This is a genomic window from Longicatena caecimuris, from assembly GCF_004341945.1.
In the GTDB taxonomy this organism is placed as follows: domain Bacteria; phylum Bacillota_I; class Bacilli_A; order Erysipelotrichales; family Erysipelotrichaceae; genus Longicatena; species Longicatena caecimuris.
In genome coordinates this window covers 72,615-88,711 of record NZ_SMBP01000004.1, presented here as the reverse complement: position 1 = coordinate 88,711, position 16,097 = coordinate 72,615, and the positions used below count along the sequence as shown (strand labels likewise).

Annotated in this window: 16 protein-coding genes; 7 read left to right on the top strand and 9 right to left on the bottom strand. The window is 37.2% G+C overall.

Annotated features, from left to right (window positions below):
- Positions 1–22 precede the first annotated feature (22 nt).
- Complete coding sequence (locus EDD61_RS03660) at positions 23–517, bottom strand: AbrB/MazE/SpoVT family DNA-binding domain-containing protein (protein ID WP_008690269.1); 495 nt, start codon at positions 515–517, stop codon at positions 23–25.
- Positions 518–691: 174 nt separating this feature from the next.
- Between EDD61_RS03660 and EDD61_RS03655 the strand changes: the two genes are divergently transcribed.
- From EDD61_RS03655 to EDD61_RS03640, 4 genes are all read left to right on the top strand, one after another.
- Positions 692–934 carry a helix-turn-helix domain-containing protein gene (locus tag EDD61_RS03655; RefSeq protein ID WP_008977982.1) on the top strand — a complete coding sequence of 81 codons (243 nt, stop codon included), beginning with the start codon at positions 692–694 and terminating at the stop codon, positions 932–934.
- Between the two features lie 167 nt (positions 935–1,101).
- On the top strand, positions 1,102–1,290 hold the full coding sequence (locus tag EDD61_RS03650; RefSeq protein ID WP_132224055.1) for a spore coat associated protein CotJA: 189 nt from the start codon (positions 1,102–1,104) through the stop codon (positions 1,288–1,290).
- A gap of 19 nt (positions 1,291–1,309) precedes the next feature.
- The gene (locus tag EDD61_RS03645) at positions 1,310–1,552 is read left to right on the top strand and encodes a spore coat protein CotJB (protein ID WP_008690265.1); all 243 of its coding nucleotides are present in this window, start codon (positions 1,310–1,312) and stop codon (positions 1,550–1,552) included.
- Positions 1,553–1,554: 2 nt separating this feature from the next.
- Entirely contained in the window at positions 1,555–1,989 is a 435-nt protein-coding gene (locus EDD61_RS03640; RefSeq protein WP_132224053.1) for a manganese catalase family protein, read from the top strand.
- A 55-nt stretch (positions 1,990–2,044) separates the two neighbouring features.
- On the opposite strand, the gene EDD61_RS03635 is transcribed toward EDD61_RS03640, so the two are convergent.
- Together EDD61_RS03635 and EDD61_RS13730 are read right to left on the bottom strand one after the other, a co-directional pair.
- Positions 2,045–3,613 carry a recombinase family protein gene (locus tag EDD61_RS03635; protein WP_132224051.1) on the bottom strand — a complete coding sequence of 523 codons (1,569 nt, stop codon included), beginning with the start codon at positions 3,611–3,613 and terminating at the stop codon, positions 2,045–2,047.
- 78 nt (positions 3,614–3,691) lie between these two features.
- Positions 3,692–3,838, bottom strand: a complete 147-nt coding sequence (locus EDD61_RS13730) for a hypothetical protein (protein WP_008690262.1) — start codon at positions 3,836–3,838, stop codon at positions 3,692–3,694.
- A gap of 497 nt (positions 3,839–4,335) precedes the next feature.
- Between EDD61_RS13730 and EDD61_RS03630 the strand changes: the two genes are divergently transcribed.
- The 3 genes from EDD61_RS03630 to EDD61_RS14150 all read left to right on the top strand — a co-directional run bounded on the left by EDD61_RS03630 (position 4,336) and on the right by EDD61_RS14150 (position 8,538).
- On the top strand, positions 4,336–5,739 hold the full coding sequence (locus EDD61_RS03630) for a GntR family transcriptional regulator (protein ID WP_132224049.1): 1,404 nt from the start codon (positions 4,336–4,338) through the stop codon (positions 5,737–5,739).
- Between the two features lie 573 nt (positions 5,740–6,312).
- The gene (locus EDD61_RS03625) at positions 6,313–8,010 is read left to right on the top strand and encodes a methyl-accepting chemotaxis protein (RefSeq protein WP_008690260.1); all 1,698 of its coding nucleotides are present in this window, start codon (positions 6,313–6,315) and stop codon (positions 8,008–8,010) included.
- A 216-nt stretch (positions 8,011–8,226) separates the two neighbouring features.
- The gene (locus tag EDD61_RS14150; RefSeq protein WP_308066613.1) at positions 8,227–8,538 is read left to right on the top strand and encodes a manganese catalase family protein; all 312 of its coding nucleotides are present in this window, start codon (positions 8,227–8,229) and stop codon (positions 8,536–8,538) included.
- 167 nt (positions 8,539–8,705) lie between these two features.
- Here EDD61_RS14150 and EDD61_RS03615 read toward each other — a convergent pair whose 3' ends face one another.
- The 6 genes from EDD61_RS03615 to EDD61_RS03590 form a co-directional block, all read right to left on the bottom strand.
- The gene (locus tag EDD61_RS03615) at positions 8,706–10,685 is read right to left on the bottom strand and encodes an FtsX-like permease family protein (protein WP_132224047.1); all 1,980 of its coding nucleotides are present in this window, start codon (positions 10,683–10,685) and stop codon (positions 8,706–8,708) included.
- The gene (locus EDD61_RS03610) at positions 10,675–11,442 is read right to left on the bottom strand and encodes an ABC transporter ATP-binding protein (RefSeq protein WP_008690257.1); all 768 of its coding nucleotides are present in this window, start codon (positions 11,440–11,442) and stop codon (positions 10,675–10,677) included. Before EDD61_RS03610 ends, EDD61_RS03615 begins: the two co-directional genes overlap by 11 nt.
- 280 nt (positions 11,443–11,722) lie before the next feature.
- Positions 11,723–12,682: a sensor histidine kinase gene (locus tag EDD61_RS03605; protein ID WP_008690256.1), complete on the bottom strand. Its 960-nt coding sequence runs from the start codon at positions 12,680–12,682 to the stop codon at positions 11,723–11,725.
- Positions 12,679–13,347, bottom strand: coding sequence for a response regulator transcription factor (locus EDD61_RS03600; protein WP_026006745.1), 669 nt, complete (start codon positions 13,345–13,347; stop codon positions 12,679–12,681). Before EDD61_RS03600 ends, EDD61_RS03605 begins: the two co-directional genes overlap by 4 nt.
- A 294-nt stretch (positions 13,348–13,641) precedes the next feature.
- The gene (metK, locus tag EDD61_RS03595; protein ID WP_132224045.1) at positions 13,642–14,820 is read right to left on the bottom strand and encodes a methionine adenosyltransferase; all 1,179 of its coding nucleotides are present in this window, start codon (positions 14,818–14,820) and stop codon (positions 13,642–13,644) included.
- A 268-nt stretch (positions 14,821–15,088) separates the two neighbouring features.
- Positions 15,089–15,940: a hypothetical protein gene (locus EDD61_RS03590; RefSeq protein ID WP_132224043.1), complete on the bottom strand. Its 852-nt coding sequence runs from the start codon at positions 15,938–15,940 to the stop codon at positions 15,089–15,091.
- Between the last annotated feature and the right edge of the window lie 157 nt (positions 15,941–16,097).

Sequence of the window (16,097 nt, the reverse complement as noted above, 5' to 3'; positions counted from 1 at the left end):
CCTCTACGGTATAGTTTACCATTTATTGTGATTGTTGGCGAGATAAAAGTTGTGTAAATGCCTCCAACGCATATAACTGTTCTTTATCTAATACACTTTTATCATATAACATAACAAAGGCTCCAAACCAATCGCCAAAAGAGGTAATCGGATAGATAATACCATCATATGCCGTATCCTGATTTTTCATGACCATTGTATTTTTAAAAACTTGCATGCGATGAACATGACATTGTTCTAAGAAACTTTCGCGCAAATTAATTTGTTTTTTGTTTAACCATTCATCCTGGATAAACCAAACAGTATTTTGATACATTGCATGTAAAGTTTCACACATGATATTTATTTCTTCCATATGATTTGACATGATATCATGTTTTTGAATTACGATGCGATCATTATCAATGAAAAATTCAATAGAATCTCCTTCTTTCAATCGATATTGTTTTCTTATTTCTTTAGGGATAACCAAACGTCCCAAATCATCCAGTCTTCTAACGATTCCAGTAGCTTTCATAACGACACTCCTTTACAACGTGTAGTATGAGCATTTTCATTTGAAATATTCGTTTCTTAAACGGGAATGCGTGATACTTATAAATTTGTTGTATATATAGTTAATTTAACTATAATTGGTTAAACTTTCTATAGCGAATCTTTTAGAATAGGTATTAGAAAAGGAGTGATTCCAATGACACTACAAGAAGTATGCTGCCAACGTATTCAGGAATTATGCGATGAGCGCAACATTTCCATGAATAAACTTAGTATTTTATGTGGTATGACACAATCAACACTAAGTAATATTACCTCTGGAAGGAGTAAGAATCCAACTGTTTCCACAATCAAAAAGATTTGTGATGGTATGGATATCACACTAGCAGAATTTTTCGATTATGAACCGTTTAATGAATTAGATCAGGAAATTAAATAGTCTTTATAGAGAAGAGATGCAAGCAATTGCATCTTTTTTCTTTTGCCATGAAAATTAAGTCTAATCTGCTGTTTTTGCTAATATTCTATTGCTTTCCTTTTGACAGGTTATATATCTACAAGTTTTTTCTCTTATGAAATAGTATAGAAAGAAAGGAGGTGACATCTATGCAAAACAATATACAGAATGATTATGGTTTACCTTCTGAAGTATGTACAAATTTATCTACACACCGTAGACAGGTGGTAGGTATGGCTTATGTTCCAATGCAAAAATGGAGTATGCCAATGCCATTGGAAAAAGGATTTTGCAGTGGCACAATATTCTATGATTTAAACAAACCATTTCGACAATAAATGAAAGGAGGTCCTTTTTATGCATGATGATGTTTTAACACAGTTACAAATGTATGATTTTGCTCTGCAGGAAGCTGCTCTTTTTCTAAATTCTCATCCGCACGATAAAGAAGCTTTATCGTACTATCGCACAATGCAATGTTGCAGTAAACAGGCGAGAGAAGAATATGAAGCCTTGCATGGCCCATTAACAAACCGTGAGAATAATAGCTGTTCATGGGAATATATACATGGTAAATGGCCATGGGAAGGAGATAAGTAAGTATGTGGGTATATGAAAAGAAATTACAGTTTCCTGTTCAGATAGAACATCCGGATCCATCTTTTGCGAAAATTGTCATTACGCAAATTGGAGGTCCAGATGGTGAATTGAGTGCTTCCATGCGTTATTTGAATCAGCGATATGCAATGCCTTATGATCGAGTGAAAGCGATGTTGACCGATATTGGAACGGAAGAATTAGCTCATCTGGAAATGGTTTCAGCCATCGTCTATCAACTAACACGCAATCTTAGTGTAGATGAAATTAAAAAAGCCGGTTTTGATGCTTACTATGTCGATCATACAACTGGTATCTGGCCACAAGCAGCAAGTGGTGCTCCATTTACTTCAACTTACTTCCAATCAAAAGGTGACCCTATCACAGACTTGATGGAAGACATGGCAGCAGATGGTGCCGCTTTGTATGATCAACATTGACTGTATAAGTGGTGTTTGCGATAATCAGGCATACCCGCTGCCAGCTTATAAGAATTTAGAAATTCCAATGTATTTCAATAGGTACTTCTTTTGTGACAGGGTCTTTTTTTCCAACTTCTATATAGTCAATCAGCTTATCAACGATTTCCCTGTTTAAATGTTCAAGATTGGTATATTGCTCAATTAACTGGCGTTTGTTATCACCAGCTTGTATCTTTCTTTCCATAATGTCAAGCTGTTTTTGCGTATCAATCACCAGTTTTTCTAACCTTTCCTTTTGAGTTGAGAAGTCTTTGGATAAGTCCAAATAGTCCTGCTCTGACAAGATACCCTTAACCTTATCTAAATACAACTCACGAATACCTTTGGTATATTCTCCAATCTTACTTTGATACGCGGCTATTTCCTCTTTCAGAGCCTTCTGTTTTCCTCTTACATCACTGTTAAAGATTACACTTTGTTCCAGTTCATCTTTATCCAGATATGCGGCAGACAGCTTATTGATTTCTGTAATCACCGCCTGTTCCAACTTAGGTACAGAAATGAAAGAACCAACACAAGCATTCTTAGAAACGTGTCGGCTAGAACACCCTAAATATCGTCTGCCATCAGACTGTTTATTAGAACGCATAACATAACCGCAGTTCATACAGCGGGCTTTTTTGGCAAATAACCCAATCGTACCTGCTGTAAATGGCTTTGCCTTTTGAGCTATCAACACCTGTACCTTATCCCACAATTCACGGTCAATGATCGGTTCGTGCGTACCCTCGACAATGTACCACTCACTTTTCGGACGTGGCTTATTTTGCTTTGTCTTGTAGGATACACTCCCATATTTGCCCTGTACCATATTGCCAATATAAACTTCATTTACCAGCATATCGGAAATAGCATAATATTTCCATAAGGTACTGTTCTTGCCTTTGGGTGTTCGACAGCGTAAACCATGAAGCCGCTTGTATTCCGTTGGGTTGGGAATACCTCGATCATTCAGCATGCGGGCAATGGCAGTTTTTCCATAGCCTTGTGAAAACAGAGTAAAAACTTCTCTGACAACCTGTGCAGCTTCTTCATCAATAATCAAGTGTCCTTTTATATTAGGGTCTTTTTTATAACCAAAGAGAGCAAATGCTCCAATGTGACGACCGTTTTTTCTTAGATCTGTCAGCACACTCTTGATGTTCTCCGACATATCCTCCAAGTACCATTCATTCACCAATCCGTTGATCTGTCTTGATTTCTTATTTCCTTTATTTGCGGTATCCGCATTATCAACTATACTAATAAAGCGAATACCCCAAATGGGAAATAGACCGTGGATATACTTTTCTACCAATTCAAGCTCCCTGGTAAATCTGGATTGCGTCTTACATAAGACAATATCAAATTTACGGTCTTTTGCGTCATTCAGTAACTTGTTGAACTCTGGTCGTCGTCGGTCAGAGCCAGTGTAATCATCATCACTGTAAATATTGTAGACCTCCCACCCTTGTTCTAAAGCATATTGAAGCAGCATAGACTTTTGATTTTGAATACTGTTACTGTCATCTGTTTCTGATTGTTTGTTTCTATCTTCTTCGGATAAGCGGCAATATATCGCAACCCTTGACGTATTCATCATGTTTTGTTCTCCTTTTCAAAGATGGCAAAACAAACGATCACTGCTTATGTTATGATAACACTTTGCAGAATCGCTTGTTTAACAACTCGCAGGGGTAGAGTGCCCCTTACTTTTTTCAAATTGGTTTATCAATTCTATCCATTTCATAGTAAACACTTTCTGCAGAGCCGCTGTATCACTATTTTTAAAAACATTCTTGCAAACTACTTTAACATCATTTGCCATGAAACCACCTCACTACACTATATTTAAAAAGTATCCAAAAATGCTTGTACATAATGAAATAAGTTATCTATTCATATGAAGGAATCAGATGGCTTTAGAAAGCTCCATGGGACGCTCACCATTTCCAGTGTGATGGATGATGCGTATTAGACGAGTGTATCAGTATGCTGATATATAGAACATAGCCGCAATCTTCTTTCAGCATATGAAACGCTTTAACTCCAAGTGCGAATTTTATAATTGTATAATTTGCGTTTTGTCCCTGCTCTATATTCGCAGAGGTGGAAATGAGATCCCTTAAAAGTCCCAGATACAAATGAAATATTCATTGCGTGCTCGTAGGAAGCGTGCTATACTTAAGTTAGTACCAACATGAACAGGGTTACCCTAATATGAGCAGAGAGATAAAAAATAAACTAATAATTTATTGCTTCGCTGAAAATCACCAAGGAACGGTAAACACATAAGAGCAGGTGTCCCCCTGCTGGAGGACAGAAATGGCAAATGATAATGTACTTAGCGAGCTGATTTACGAATACTATGAATCGCGAATTCTTTTTGGCATGTACCAATATGGCGACCAGTTAAGATCAATTTCACAGATTTGTGCTTCCTTTGGTCTGGCGCGAAATACGGTGCAGACTGCTTTGGACAAATTGGAGGCAGCTGGGTACATAAAAACAGAACAGCGGAAGATGGCCATAATCGTGTACCAGGGGACAGAGAAAACCTTCATAGAAAATGCTATGAAGTATTTTGTTCCGCGCAGAGATGGAATGCTAGATATTAATCAACAAGGGGCTCTGCTATTTTCTACGGTCTGGGAGATGGGGTTAAAAAACTTAGAACGGAGTATCTCTGCAGGTTTATACAAGAAAACAAATGCAACTGGGATATTGAGTGAGGAACCAACAAAATTGTATTATGATGTCCTGAGAACTTTCAACAATGGCTTAATGGAAAGTCTATACTGGCAATTCTTGCGTTATCTCAATTATTTTTATCCCAATAAAGAGTACGGCATGGTCAATTATATGGAAGATGGTCTTTTGTCAGTTGAGATAGCCAACCGCATGAAGGCGGAAACAGATGCTTACTACTATCAGAACTTTCTGGAAGTCAAGGCATTTGTCGATTCCATTCCCGAGGAACATCACTTGAAAAATGTGCCGCAGATTCCGTTTACATGGACGATGTATCGAAAACGGCCGCAGGTGCGCTATACCCTTGCCTCCACCATTATTCAAGAGATTTTCTGGGAGGTCTATCCCGTTGGCAGCTATCTGCCGTCCCTGCCTAAAATGGCAGAACGGTATCATGTGTCATTGAGCACAGTACGTCGGACCCTGGATGTACTACATTCACTGGGGGTGACGAAAGCCTACATGGGGGTCGGGACCCGGGTATGTATGGAGCCTATCAATCCGTATATACTTAACACGCGGGAAATGCAAGAGAACTTGACCCTGCACAAGGAAGGAATGGAGTTTCTCTTTTTGACAATATATAACGTAACTCTCTTTACTTTGGAATCAATTACCGCGGAAAAGAGAGAAGCTTTATTGCAGGAAATCAGCAAATTTCACGGTAAAAATAACGATATTCTGTGTATTGATGTCCTCTTAAAGTTTATCTCTACTGAAGTTCCCTCTGTATTCTTGAGGGAGTGCTATGGTAAGTTGAGGGAGCTGATGGCATGGGGATATATTTTCTCTGCCGTGTTAAGAGGCTCTGGTGAACAGCCACATATGGATTTGAACGATTTTATCGCCCAGCTGGAAACAGATATGATGGCGGAGCATTGGACGGCGTGTGCACAATCTTGGCAGGCGTTTATTGAGGATAGACTGGACTTTTTACGCACAAGGTTTTCATTGGAAAACCCTAAGGATCAGATATGAGGACAGTGGTGTAAAAGGTTCGTGCAACGTAAAACAAGAGAGAATTTGGGGCTAAATGCCAGTCAAAAATGAAAGAGCCAAGCTCGTCTTCAAGGGAAGCATAACGAGATTGGCATGAGTAAACATTCTAGCAACATATCTTCATCCCATTTGAGCAGACAGCGGCATCATGGAGAATCTCAAGATGCTGGTCGCGGATGATGAAGGCTTCTGCGCCCATGCGCATATGCTGCTTGAAAAGGCGGAGACTGACAAGCCCATCGCAACGACGAAGTAGGCCATTATGGCCATACAAACAGTGTTAAAGATCCATTAGAAGATCGGTAATTCAATGTATGATTAATAAAATACCGTATTTAATGGAAGCGAGGTAATTCAGCGGATCCGCAAAGTGCTTAGGCGTATGCGTTGGTTCTATTATCTCATGGCATGATCGAAGGGAAAGCGTGCACGAAGCGAAAGCGATAGGAATGAACAGTTATATTAAGAAGCCGATTGAAGTGGGTGTGCTTTACAGAAAAATATCAAAACTGTTATAGGAGTGATGTGAATCATCATCGTTGGGAGAAAATTATGTTGAAGAAAATACGAAATATGAAACTAAAGTTTAGGTTGTTATTATCGTATGCAATGGTAATCGCAATATGTCTGTCGGCAAGTATTGCTGCTCTATTCATGCTGAATAGAATTGGCGATAATCTTTCCTCTTTTTATCGTAATAATTATACAGTGACGATCAATGTGTGGCTAGCGAAAAGGGAGATGCAGGCTGCACGAGGGGATATCTTAAATGCCATATTGGAGTCTGATGTGGAAGAATCCGCGGAGTACATTGATAAGGCGAAGGAAAGCCTCAGAAACATGCGCGCTACATTTCCCGTAATCCGTAACTCCTTCAAAGGGGACATCGCGATGGTGGATAGGGTGGATAAACGGCTGCAGGAGGCCATCGTCTACCGTGACAAAGTATTCGCTTTGGTGGAAACGGGGAAAACGGATGAGGCATACGAGGTCATGAAGTCCAGTTATATTCCGGTTCTGAATCAGATGGCGGATCTTCTCCAACAGATCGCGGATGTGGCGGCACATAACGCCCAGGATATGGTGAAGGAAGGGGAATATGCGCAGGCATCGGCAATCACTGTTATCATGATCATCATGACATTCAGTATCGTGTCTGCGGCACTGCTTGGCATCTATATTTCCAACAGCATCCGCAAGCCTGTGAAGGAGATTGAGGATGCCGCCCAGCAGTTGGCAAACGGTCAGTTAGACGGCGTGTGCGTTTCCTATACGTCGAGAGATGAACTGGGAAAGATGTCGGATAGTATACGGGATTTAATCAGCTATCAAAAGACGATTATTGAAGATATCAGCGATATCCTTGGCGATATGTCCGAGGGGAATTTTAAAGTTCAATCCAATGTCAATGAATACTACATGGGGCATTATGACCGCATCCTAGTGTCGATGTGGGGACTGCGGGATAAACTAAGTGATACCCTCTGGCGCATCAGCCAGTCCGCAAGGCAAGTGGCGAATGGTAGTGAACAAGTATCCTCAGGAGCGCAGATCCTTGCGATCGGGGCAGAGGAACAGGCCGATTCGATTGAAAAACTTGCCATAGCTGTAAATGAAATATCTGAGCAAGTCAGGGTAACAAAGGAGAACGCGGATAAAGCGCGCAACCAGACAGACCGTGCGGGCGCACAGGTTTCTGAGAGCAACCAGCAGATGCAGGAAATGATTAGTGCAATGAACATCATCAGTGAAAGGTCCGATGAAATTTACAAGATAGTGAAGACTATTCAGGATATTGCATTCGAAACGAATTTACTAGCCTTAAATGCCTCTGTAGAGGCGGCAAGGGTCGGTGAACTGGGAACAGGATTTGCGGTGATTGCGCGAGAAATACGCAGTCTAGCGGATAAGACGGCAATGGCCTCCAAGAACACGACAGCTCTGATCAAGGAATCGGTGGCAGCAGTAAAAAATGGAGAAAAGGTTGCCCACACGGCGGCCGATTCGCTGCTGCAGGTTATCGAGTGTACAAAACAGGTGATTTTTATGGTGGATAGGATTGCTTCCGCCACAGAAAATCAACATAAATCCATTTCTAATATCACAGCGGAGGTGCGCCAGGTTTCGGATGTGGTGCAGAATAATGCCTCGATATCCGAGGAGCTGGCGGCCGCAAGCGAGGAGCTTTCTACACAGACGCAGATGCTGGATCATATGATTGGGCAGTTTCAGTTGTATGAAAAACGGTAGGCAGTATAAGGAGGATGGCTTGTTTCAACCATGTAGAGCTTGCAAATACGAGCTTACCAGACGAAATATTGTTGCAAATAGACAACCCCACTGGCTTTTATTCTTTTACCACCGTATCGCAGATTCGTGTTGTCATATTGTTTGGCATATATTAAGGATTGGATTGCATACGATTGAACGATGAAATTTTTTGCAGGATAATTTGTTTTATCTTCTATATTATATAGATTATGTACTTTTTGTCCTTATGCAATCGCAGCTAGGGAAAGCCTGTACAATAAAAAACAGCGTGTTTATAAGGCTTTTGGCCTATGTTGTTCTTATGAGGTTGCAGCAGAACAAAAAGCCAGAACAACGTATGACAACCTTATCCGGGAAGCCTGTGACCCAGATGTCATAGCCCCTTTGGTTTTCCTACGCGAAAGAGAAATCGTACATTTCCAACGATTTGGTGAAGCTTTGGCTTACGTTCAAAAACAATTAGATTCAGACAACTATTATCGTTATAATCCTGCTTTTGACAAATAATACAACACTGCTGAGAACCCCTAAGTCCTTCTTGCTTATTGCATAAAGTATTTTAAAGGAAGCCTTAACGCATTTTCTGATGTTAAGGCTTCCTATTTTTATATTTAAATTACTATCTTTACAACAAAATCATTACTTATAACACGCTTCTCACAAACAATTTCTACTTAAACCTTTCTTGTCATAATTTTTTTCTTTATTAACATCTGCAACAGTAACATATAAACAATAAAAACAAATAAAACGACCAAACATCCTTCACCCATCAGCATAAACGAAAAACCATTCTTTCCAAAACCAAATAAACTTGCAAAAAGGTGAAAAGCCGGATAAGCCATAAGACAATGTAAGATTGCTAATATCGGAGGTGCTAAGATCAGCCATCTATTCTCTCTTGCCGACTCTAAACTCAACTCTCTCTTCGTTAATCCAATACGATATAAAATACTGTACTCATGTTCATGCTCGCGTAAATCTTCATGCATACGATAATACAAGATCATAAAGATTGAGAAGATGAAGAGAATGGAGAAAAGAATGCCTAAAAACAGAAAACTTCCATATGCACTCATCATTTCATCTAAAACTGTATAATAATCCTCTATTGTTATTTCCTCGTTTGCGTTTAAGTCTGCAGCTAATGCCTTTTGATTATCTTCACTACCAATGAAATTCATACTGCGATACATACTTAAAGTCGTACTATAACCTGGATCATCGTGTACATATTCCCCGAATAGATAATCTAAATAAGCAACTGCTTGTTGATCAGGTACGATTAAGACTAAATCCGTAGGGAAAACTTCAAAATCGACATCAGAAGATCTTACCTTTTTCTTCATAATAGAAATGGTATGATCATCATTTTCCATGCGTATATTCATTGTATGAATAGGATGGGATGTACGATTCAATAATAAAACTTCATCTTTTTTTAAATGAACTTGTGTATTTGTCGCATTTTGATATCCAGATAATGTGATAGCTGTTAATGCTGGAACCGAATCATTTTCTTTAATCGTTTCATTCACTTTTCCAATCCATAATTCTTCATTGCGTACTACCACTTGCATAGCACCATGAACTACTGGTATCTGGACTTCTTTTTGAATTGCTAAATGATGTTTCTTTACTATTTGTTGGAGCTGTTGATCATCATTTATACCATTAATGATAAATTTATACTCAGGAAAGCGTTGCTTTACACTATCTTCTACCCCTGTATACAGTGATATACACATGGATGCAGTTAATATCAGCATCGTCAGTAAGATCGTAATACTTGCCATTGAAACAGCATAACTACGCAAACGAAATAATAGATTTGATAGGGTAATCATATGTTTTTTATGATAATATAGTTTCTCATTTCGTTGCAGCAGCTTCAACAACATAATCCCTGTTCCTTTAAAAACACAATATGTGCCAAAAATCACAAGAAGAATGGCAAAAACAATTTTTTCTAAATCATCACCAATATCATTTACGGATAAAGATATACCATAACCAACGCCTAAAAATACAATACCAAATATGGTTGTCAATTTTTTTGCTTTTGGCTGTTCTTGCATTTTTTCTTTACGTAACATTGTTAAAGGGTTATGCGTAACAATATATACTGAATCACGAACGAGCAAAACAAGTCCGACAGAAAGCATAAATAAGCTTATCCATAACATCAGTCGCATATCAACGGTAATTCCTTGTATCAGTGTTTGTCTTGCAAAACGTTCTGCACTCATGATAAGCAACTTACCGAATACAATACAGAATATCATACCTCCAATGAGTGCTAACACACTGATAATTATCATCTCACAGGCATTTAGTAATAATAAATTCTTTCGGGAAAAACCCAACACACGATATAATCCCTGACGCGTGGATATCTGACGGCGTATCGTCAATGAAAACGTCCAACATAAGATAAAAATTAATACACATAAGATGACACCACCACATGTTAGTAAGTCTAGCGTCATAATGGAACCTTTTGTTAAGGAATAAAAATTACCATGCGTACCTAAGTATGCGATTATATATAAGAAACAAAAACACATGGACATCATTCCACCATAAGGAAGATAAATATCCTTCATGTTTCGAATATCACTCCATGCCAAGGTGAAATAATATTTAATATTCATGCAGATCCCTGCTTTCTTGAACACTCAGCATATGCACGATACGATTATAAAAAGTTTCACGATTATCTTCTCCACTATAGATTTCTTGAATAATTTTGCCATCTTTTAGGAAAGCGACACGTTGTGCATAGGATGCTGCTAGTGGGCTATGTGTCACCATTAAAATCGATTGTCCTTGTTTTTGTAATGCACACAGCAGTTCTAATAGCTGCATGCTGCTTTTTGAGTCTAAAGCACCACTTGGCTCATCTGCCAATAAAATATCTGGTTCATTGATCAAGGCTCTTGCTATTGCCACACGTTGTTGCTGACCTCCACTTAACTCATAAGGAAAACGTTTTAATAAATCTTCAATATGCAAAGTATGACAAAGCTTTTGCAAGTATTTTCGCTTTTCCTTTAAATCTTTTTGAGAAAGGATGCATGGTAATAAAATATTATCTTCTGCACTTAAAGAGTCAAGCAATGAAAAATCTTGAAACACAAAACCTATGTGTTCTCTACGATATAATGCCTTTTCTTCTTCCTTCATTGCTACAATGTTTTTATCCTGAATATAGATAGCTCCTTCACTTGTATCATCAAAACAAGCCAATAGATTTAACAGTGTACTCTTCCCCGAACCACTTTCGCCCATGATAGCGACAAATTCACCTTTTTCTAATTCCATACTCACCCCGTCCAAAGCATGCGTATGTTGACTTTTTAAACGAGATGTATATACTTTATGCACATTTTCTAATGCTAATATTGTCATAGATATTTCCTCCTTGATCTAAAGTATAACAAGCATTTCCATTTTCTGCCTTAACTTAAGATGACGGATATCTAACATCTATGTCATCTTTCTTTTCACCCTTTTCTATCAAAGATTTCGTTGTCGTTCAATCTTTCTTAAAATCATTGTTTATAACATCATATTAGGTATTGCTTAACAATCTTTTCATCATGCTAAAAACCATTGTCTTTGTAGTATAGACTCATTTTAATAGAAAGAAATCGTACATAATTTTTTACGTAAAAACATTGCTCCCATATTATCTATCCATTAATCTTTCCTTCACCGGATACAAAGATACCTTAGTACCATGCTGCCATTGTGAAGATATTTGCCATTTGATATGCAGACGTTCACAAATTTCTTTAACGAAATATAATCCCATGCCGGTTGCTTGTTTTTTCTCTCTGCCAAGTTTACCAGTATATCCCTTTTGTTTGATTAATACAATATCTTCGCTAGCAATACCACAACCCTCATCCTCAATGCTTACTTCGTCCTTACTACAACGTACATGAATGGTACCATGTTGGGTATATTTTATAGCATTATCTAATAGTTGCTCAATGACAAAACACAACCATTTGCGATCCGTATAAATTTCATCATCCTCATCATATGAGAAATCAAGACACAAACCTTTTTCAATAAACAATGTGCTATAAGTTCGTAATGCTTCTTGTACTATTGTATGTAAACAACACTTTTCCATAATATAATCATCATCTATACGCTGATAAGACAATGCCATCTGCGTATAACGCTCGATTTTGAATAACTCAGCACGGATTTGTTTTTTTCTTTTTTCATCCTGCATATGTTCATTCAACATATGCATAGCAAAAATGGGTGTCTTTATTTGATGTATCCATAATTGAAAATACTGTTCCCGTTCTTTTTTCTCTTTCTGATAAGATTGTTTCTGTGAATAATATTCCTCTTCCAATTCCTTGATGATACGCTGTATTTCTTTGTCTTTAGCAGTTAATGCCTTTCTTTCTAAAAAAGAGACATGATTGCATTCTTGTAATTGTTTTATTTCAGCTCTTCGTTTTACCCAAGCAATACCGATATAACACAATAACATACTGATTTCCATAAACAAGATGTATTCAATGATTTCTTTCTCTATTTCAAATGTCCATAAACAAATGACTTGTACGATCACCATCGTTAAAAGTAAACATACAGATCCTGATAAATCATGTAGTAGTTTCATATATAATATCCTGTGCCTTTCTTTGTATGAATAAAATCATCTATGCGAAAGACATCTTCCAGTTTTTTCCGCAATCTTCCAACATTAACACTTAAGGTGTTATCATCTACATAACAATCACTGTTCCACAAAGCCATCATCATATCACTGCGTGATATTACTACATGTGGATTGCTCATCAACAATTCTAATATTTTCATCTCATTCTTCGTAATTTCCATCATCTTTCCCTGATATTTTAATTGATAGGTTCGCAGATTTAATTCAACACCACGCCATACTAAAACTTCCTTATCTGCTTCTTGCTGCATCCTTCTGATAAATGCATTCAATTTAGCGATGAGAACCATCTTATCAAATGGTTTAACGATATAATCATCTCCACCATATTCATAGGCACTTACCATGCTCATACGATCTGCATCACTGGATATAAAAATTACCGGTGCATTACTAAACTTTCGAAATTGACGGCAAACACTGATACCGTTTATATTGGGGAGATGAACATCCAGCAATACGATATCACAATTTACAGTCGTGAGCTGTTGTAAAATATCTTTTGCCACATCTACTTTATTGACCTCAAAATTCCATTCCTTTAAACAATTACTTAACTCTTCAAGTATAATTTCATCATCTTCAACAATCGCAACTTTTACCATATCTTCACCTTCCAACATAAACCATCTTTTTTAACTTATCTTAACTCAACGTATCTTTTTTATTTATCTTCGCTTACTGCTTATCTTCCTACTGACCATAAATTTGTACTTTATCCATTTCATCTAATGCACAAGTGAAAGCTTCTTGTTTTCTTCTCCTCTTAATTATACACAACTTCATCGAAAAACGCTCTAACCTTACACAGATGTCAGAAAAAAGCCCTCCTATCCGAAGATAGTAAGGGCAATGATTTATAAAACTAGCGTTGCGAAAACTGAATTACTACGTTTTCTTTATCTCAAATATTTTTTTAATGATTCCGCAGGTGCCGTATCTTCCCATTTCACACCCAAATCTTCTCTACCCATATGCCCGTACGCAGCTAATTTGCGATAAATAGGTTTACGCAAATCTAATGTCTTAATGATGCTGGTAGGACGCAAATCAAATTCTTTTTGCACAATTTCAGCAATTTCTTCATCAGGTAATCTACCAGTGCCAAATGTATCAACCAAAACACTCACGGGATGAGCAATACCGATGGCATATGCCAATTGTACTTCACAACGTTTTGCAAGTCCTGCAGCTACAATATTTTTTGCCACATAACGGCTAGCATAAGCAGCACTACGGTCTACCTTCGTTGGATCTTTACCAGAGAAAGCACCGCCGCCATGACGTGCCATTCCACCATATGTATCTACAATAATCTTGCGGCCAGTCAACCCACTATCACCCTGAGGACCACCAATTACAAAACGACCTGTTGGATTGATATAAATTTTCGTATTTTCATCCATCATTGTCGGATCAATAATAACATCAATAACATATTTTTTCAGGTCCTTGCGAATGGTTTCCAACTCTACTGTATCCGAATGTTGCGTTGAAATAACAATTGTATCTACACGTTTCGGAACATCATTTTCATATTCAATCGTAACCTGCGTCTTACCATCTGGGCGAAGATAATCCAATGTACCATCTTTTCTGACTGCAGTCAGTTGTTTTGCTAAACGATGAGCCAAAGAAATTGATAATGGCATCAATTCTGGTGTTTCATCACAAGCATAACCAAACATCATTCCCTGATCACCAGCACCATTATTATCTTCTTCCTTACCTTCTTTTGTTTCTAAAGAATGATCAACACCCATAGCGATATCACTGGATTGCTCATCAATCGAAGTTAATACGGAACAAGTTGTACCATCAAAACCATATTTTGCTCTGTCATAGCCGATTTCCAGTACTACATTACGTGCAATACTTGGAATATCGACATAGCAGTTTGTCGAAATTTCACCCATGATCATGACCATACCAGTCGTACAGCAGGTTTCACATGCTACACGCGCATTGGGATCTTGTTCAATGATAGCATCTAACACCGCGTCACTGATTTGATCACAGATTTTATCAGGATGTCCTTCTGTTACTGATTCAGAAGTGAAAAACTGTTTATTTAACATATGTATTCCTCTCTTTTTTTTATCTTTTTCAGCTCTTTTATTGTAACGCATTTTTATTTATGAAACAAGGTTTACTCCATCTTTCTTCAAAGCTGATTCTCTATATCTTGACACATGCAGATAAGAGTATATTGGATAAGCTGGTTATGGTTAAAAAGCGTTAACTATAACATGATTCATATATAAAAAGAGAATGCAATGACATAAACCTCGTTAATTGAACAACTAATTAACAAAGGGCATTTCAAACATTCTCTTAAAACACTGTTTAACCTTTGAAATTTTCCAGATGAATCTTCACTGTTTCATTTATTTTACTGAATTCCGTATAATGATGCAATTTTGTCTGCTCAACATACGTATCATACTCGGTATTATCTTCCTTTTGTGGAATACTGATTTCATAATCCATATCACTTGTTATAGATTTAACCAAATCATCACGAATACGGAATACAAGTTTATAAGAATGAAGTTTTGAGATATCGGCATTCTCTATTTTATCCTCTTTATTTTTTTGATTATAAATTTTTATGTAAGAATCAGGATCTTTTATCGTCAATGTATATAAGATATCATTACCTTCCTTATCTTTTACACATGTAAAACTTTGTTGTGTAAGTTTTAATAAATCATAGTTCAAATAATAATATAAAAAACTATTTTCAATATCTGATGATGTCGTTGCTTCTTTTTGACTTAAGTTGTAGGTACCATTTTCTTGTTTCAGATAGTTATACATATAACCATTTTCTTCACCATATACCACGGTACTATCTTCTGTTATTTGTTTCACCATATAATGAGCTTGCTTTGGATTTGCATTATCGATATCACCAGTGGAAATCACACTTCCACCATTCCCATCTTTTTTTATTTCCGTATTATTTTGATAATAGCGTTGATCTCTTTCATAATCTTGTTGTGATTGCAAATGCAAACTTTTTGCTTTTAAAGTTGCATCCAAATAAGTGAATAGTTCTTTTGTTTCATTACTGAGTGTTGTTTGTTCTTTTACTTTTATGGCATTTGATGGCTGCTTTGTTTTATCATTGGATGAACAAGCAGTTAATAAAAAGAAACATAAGATTGCACAGCATACGCGACTCGTTTTTTTCATAACAACATCCCTCTTTTCTTACTTAAAGTATAGCATTCTTTTTGATATAAGTTACATTTTTATGTGTATAATTTTCTTAAAACCATTTCATTCATTGTTTGTTTCTTTTTTATAAACAGTTTCAATAAAACGTTCAAAAAAGAAAACACCCATCTTT

Coding starts and splice junctions, on each gene's coding strand:
- EDD61_RS03660 (WP_008690269.1), bottom strand. CDS start 517: ATGAAAGCTACTGGAATCGTTAGAAGACTGGATGATTTGGGACGTTTG.
- EDD61_RS03655 (WP_008977982.1), top strand. CDS start 692: ATGACACTACAAGAAGTATGCTGCCAACGTATTCAGGAATTATGCGAT.
- EDD61_RS03650 (WP_132224055.1), top strand. CDS start 1,102: ATGCAAAACAATATACAGAATGATTATGGTTTACCTTCTGAAGTATGT.
- EDD61_RS03645 (WP_008690265.1), top strand. CDS start 1,310: ATGCATGATGATGTTTTAACACAGTTACAAATGTATGATTTTGCTCTG.
- EDD61_RS03640 (WP_132224053.1), top strand. CDS start 1,555: ATGTGGGTATATGAAAAGAAATTACAGTTTCCTGTTCAGATAGAACAT.
- EDD61_RS03635 (WP_132224051.1), bottom strand. CDS start 3,613: ATGATGAATACGTCAAGGGTTGCGATATATTGCCGCTTATCCGAAGAA.
- EDD61_RS13730 (WP_008690262.1), bottom strand. CDS start 3,838: ATGGCAAATGATGTTAAAGTAGTTTGCAAGAATGTTTTTAAAAATAGT.
- EDD61_RS03630 (WP_132224049.1), top strand. CDS start 4,336: ATGGCAAATGATAATGTACTTAGCGAGCTGATTTACGAATACTATGAA.
- EDD61_RS03625 (WP_008690260.1), top strand. CDS start 6,313: ATGTTGAAGAAAATACGAAATATGAAACTAAAGTTTAGGTTGTTATTA.
- EDD61_RS03615 (WP_132224047.1), bottom strand. CDS start 10,685: ATGAATATTAAATATTATTTCACCTTGGCATGGAGTGATATTCGAAAC.
- EDD61_RS03610 (WP_008690257.1), bottom strand. CDS start 11,442: ATGACAATATTAGCATTAGAAAATGTGCATAAAGTATATACATCTCGT.
- EDD61_RS03605 (WP_008690256.1), bottom strand. CDS start 12,682: ATGAAACTACTACATGATTTATCAGGATCTGTATGTTTACTTTTAACG.
- EDD61_RS03600 (WP_026006745.1), bottom strand. CDS start 13,347: ATGGTAAAAGTTGCGATTGTTGAAGATGATGAAATTATACTTGAAGAG.
- metK (WP_132224045.1), bottom strand. CDS start 14,820: ATGTTAAATAAACAGTTTTTCACTTCTGAATCAGTAACAGAAGGACAT.
- EDD61_RS03590 (WP_132224043.1), bottom strand. CDS start 15,940: ATGAAAAAAACGAGTCGCGTATGCTGTGCAATCTTATGTTTCTTTTTA.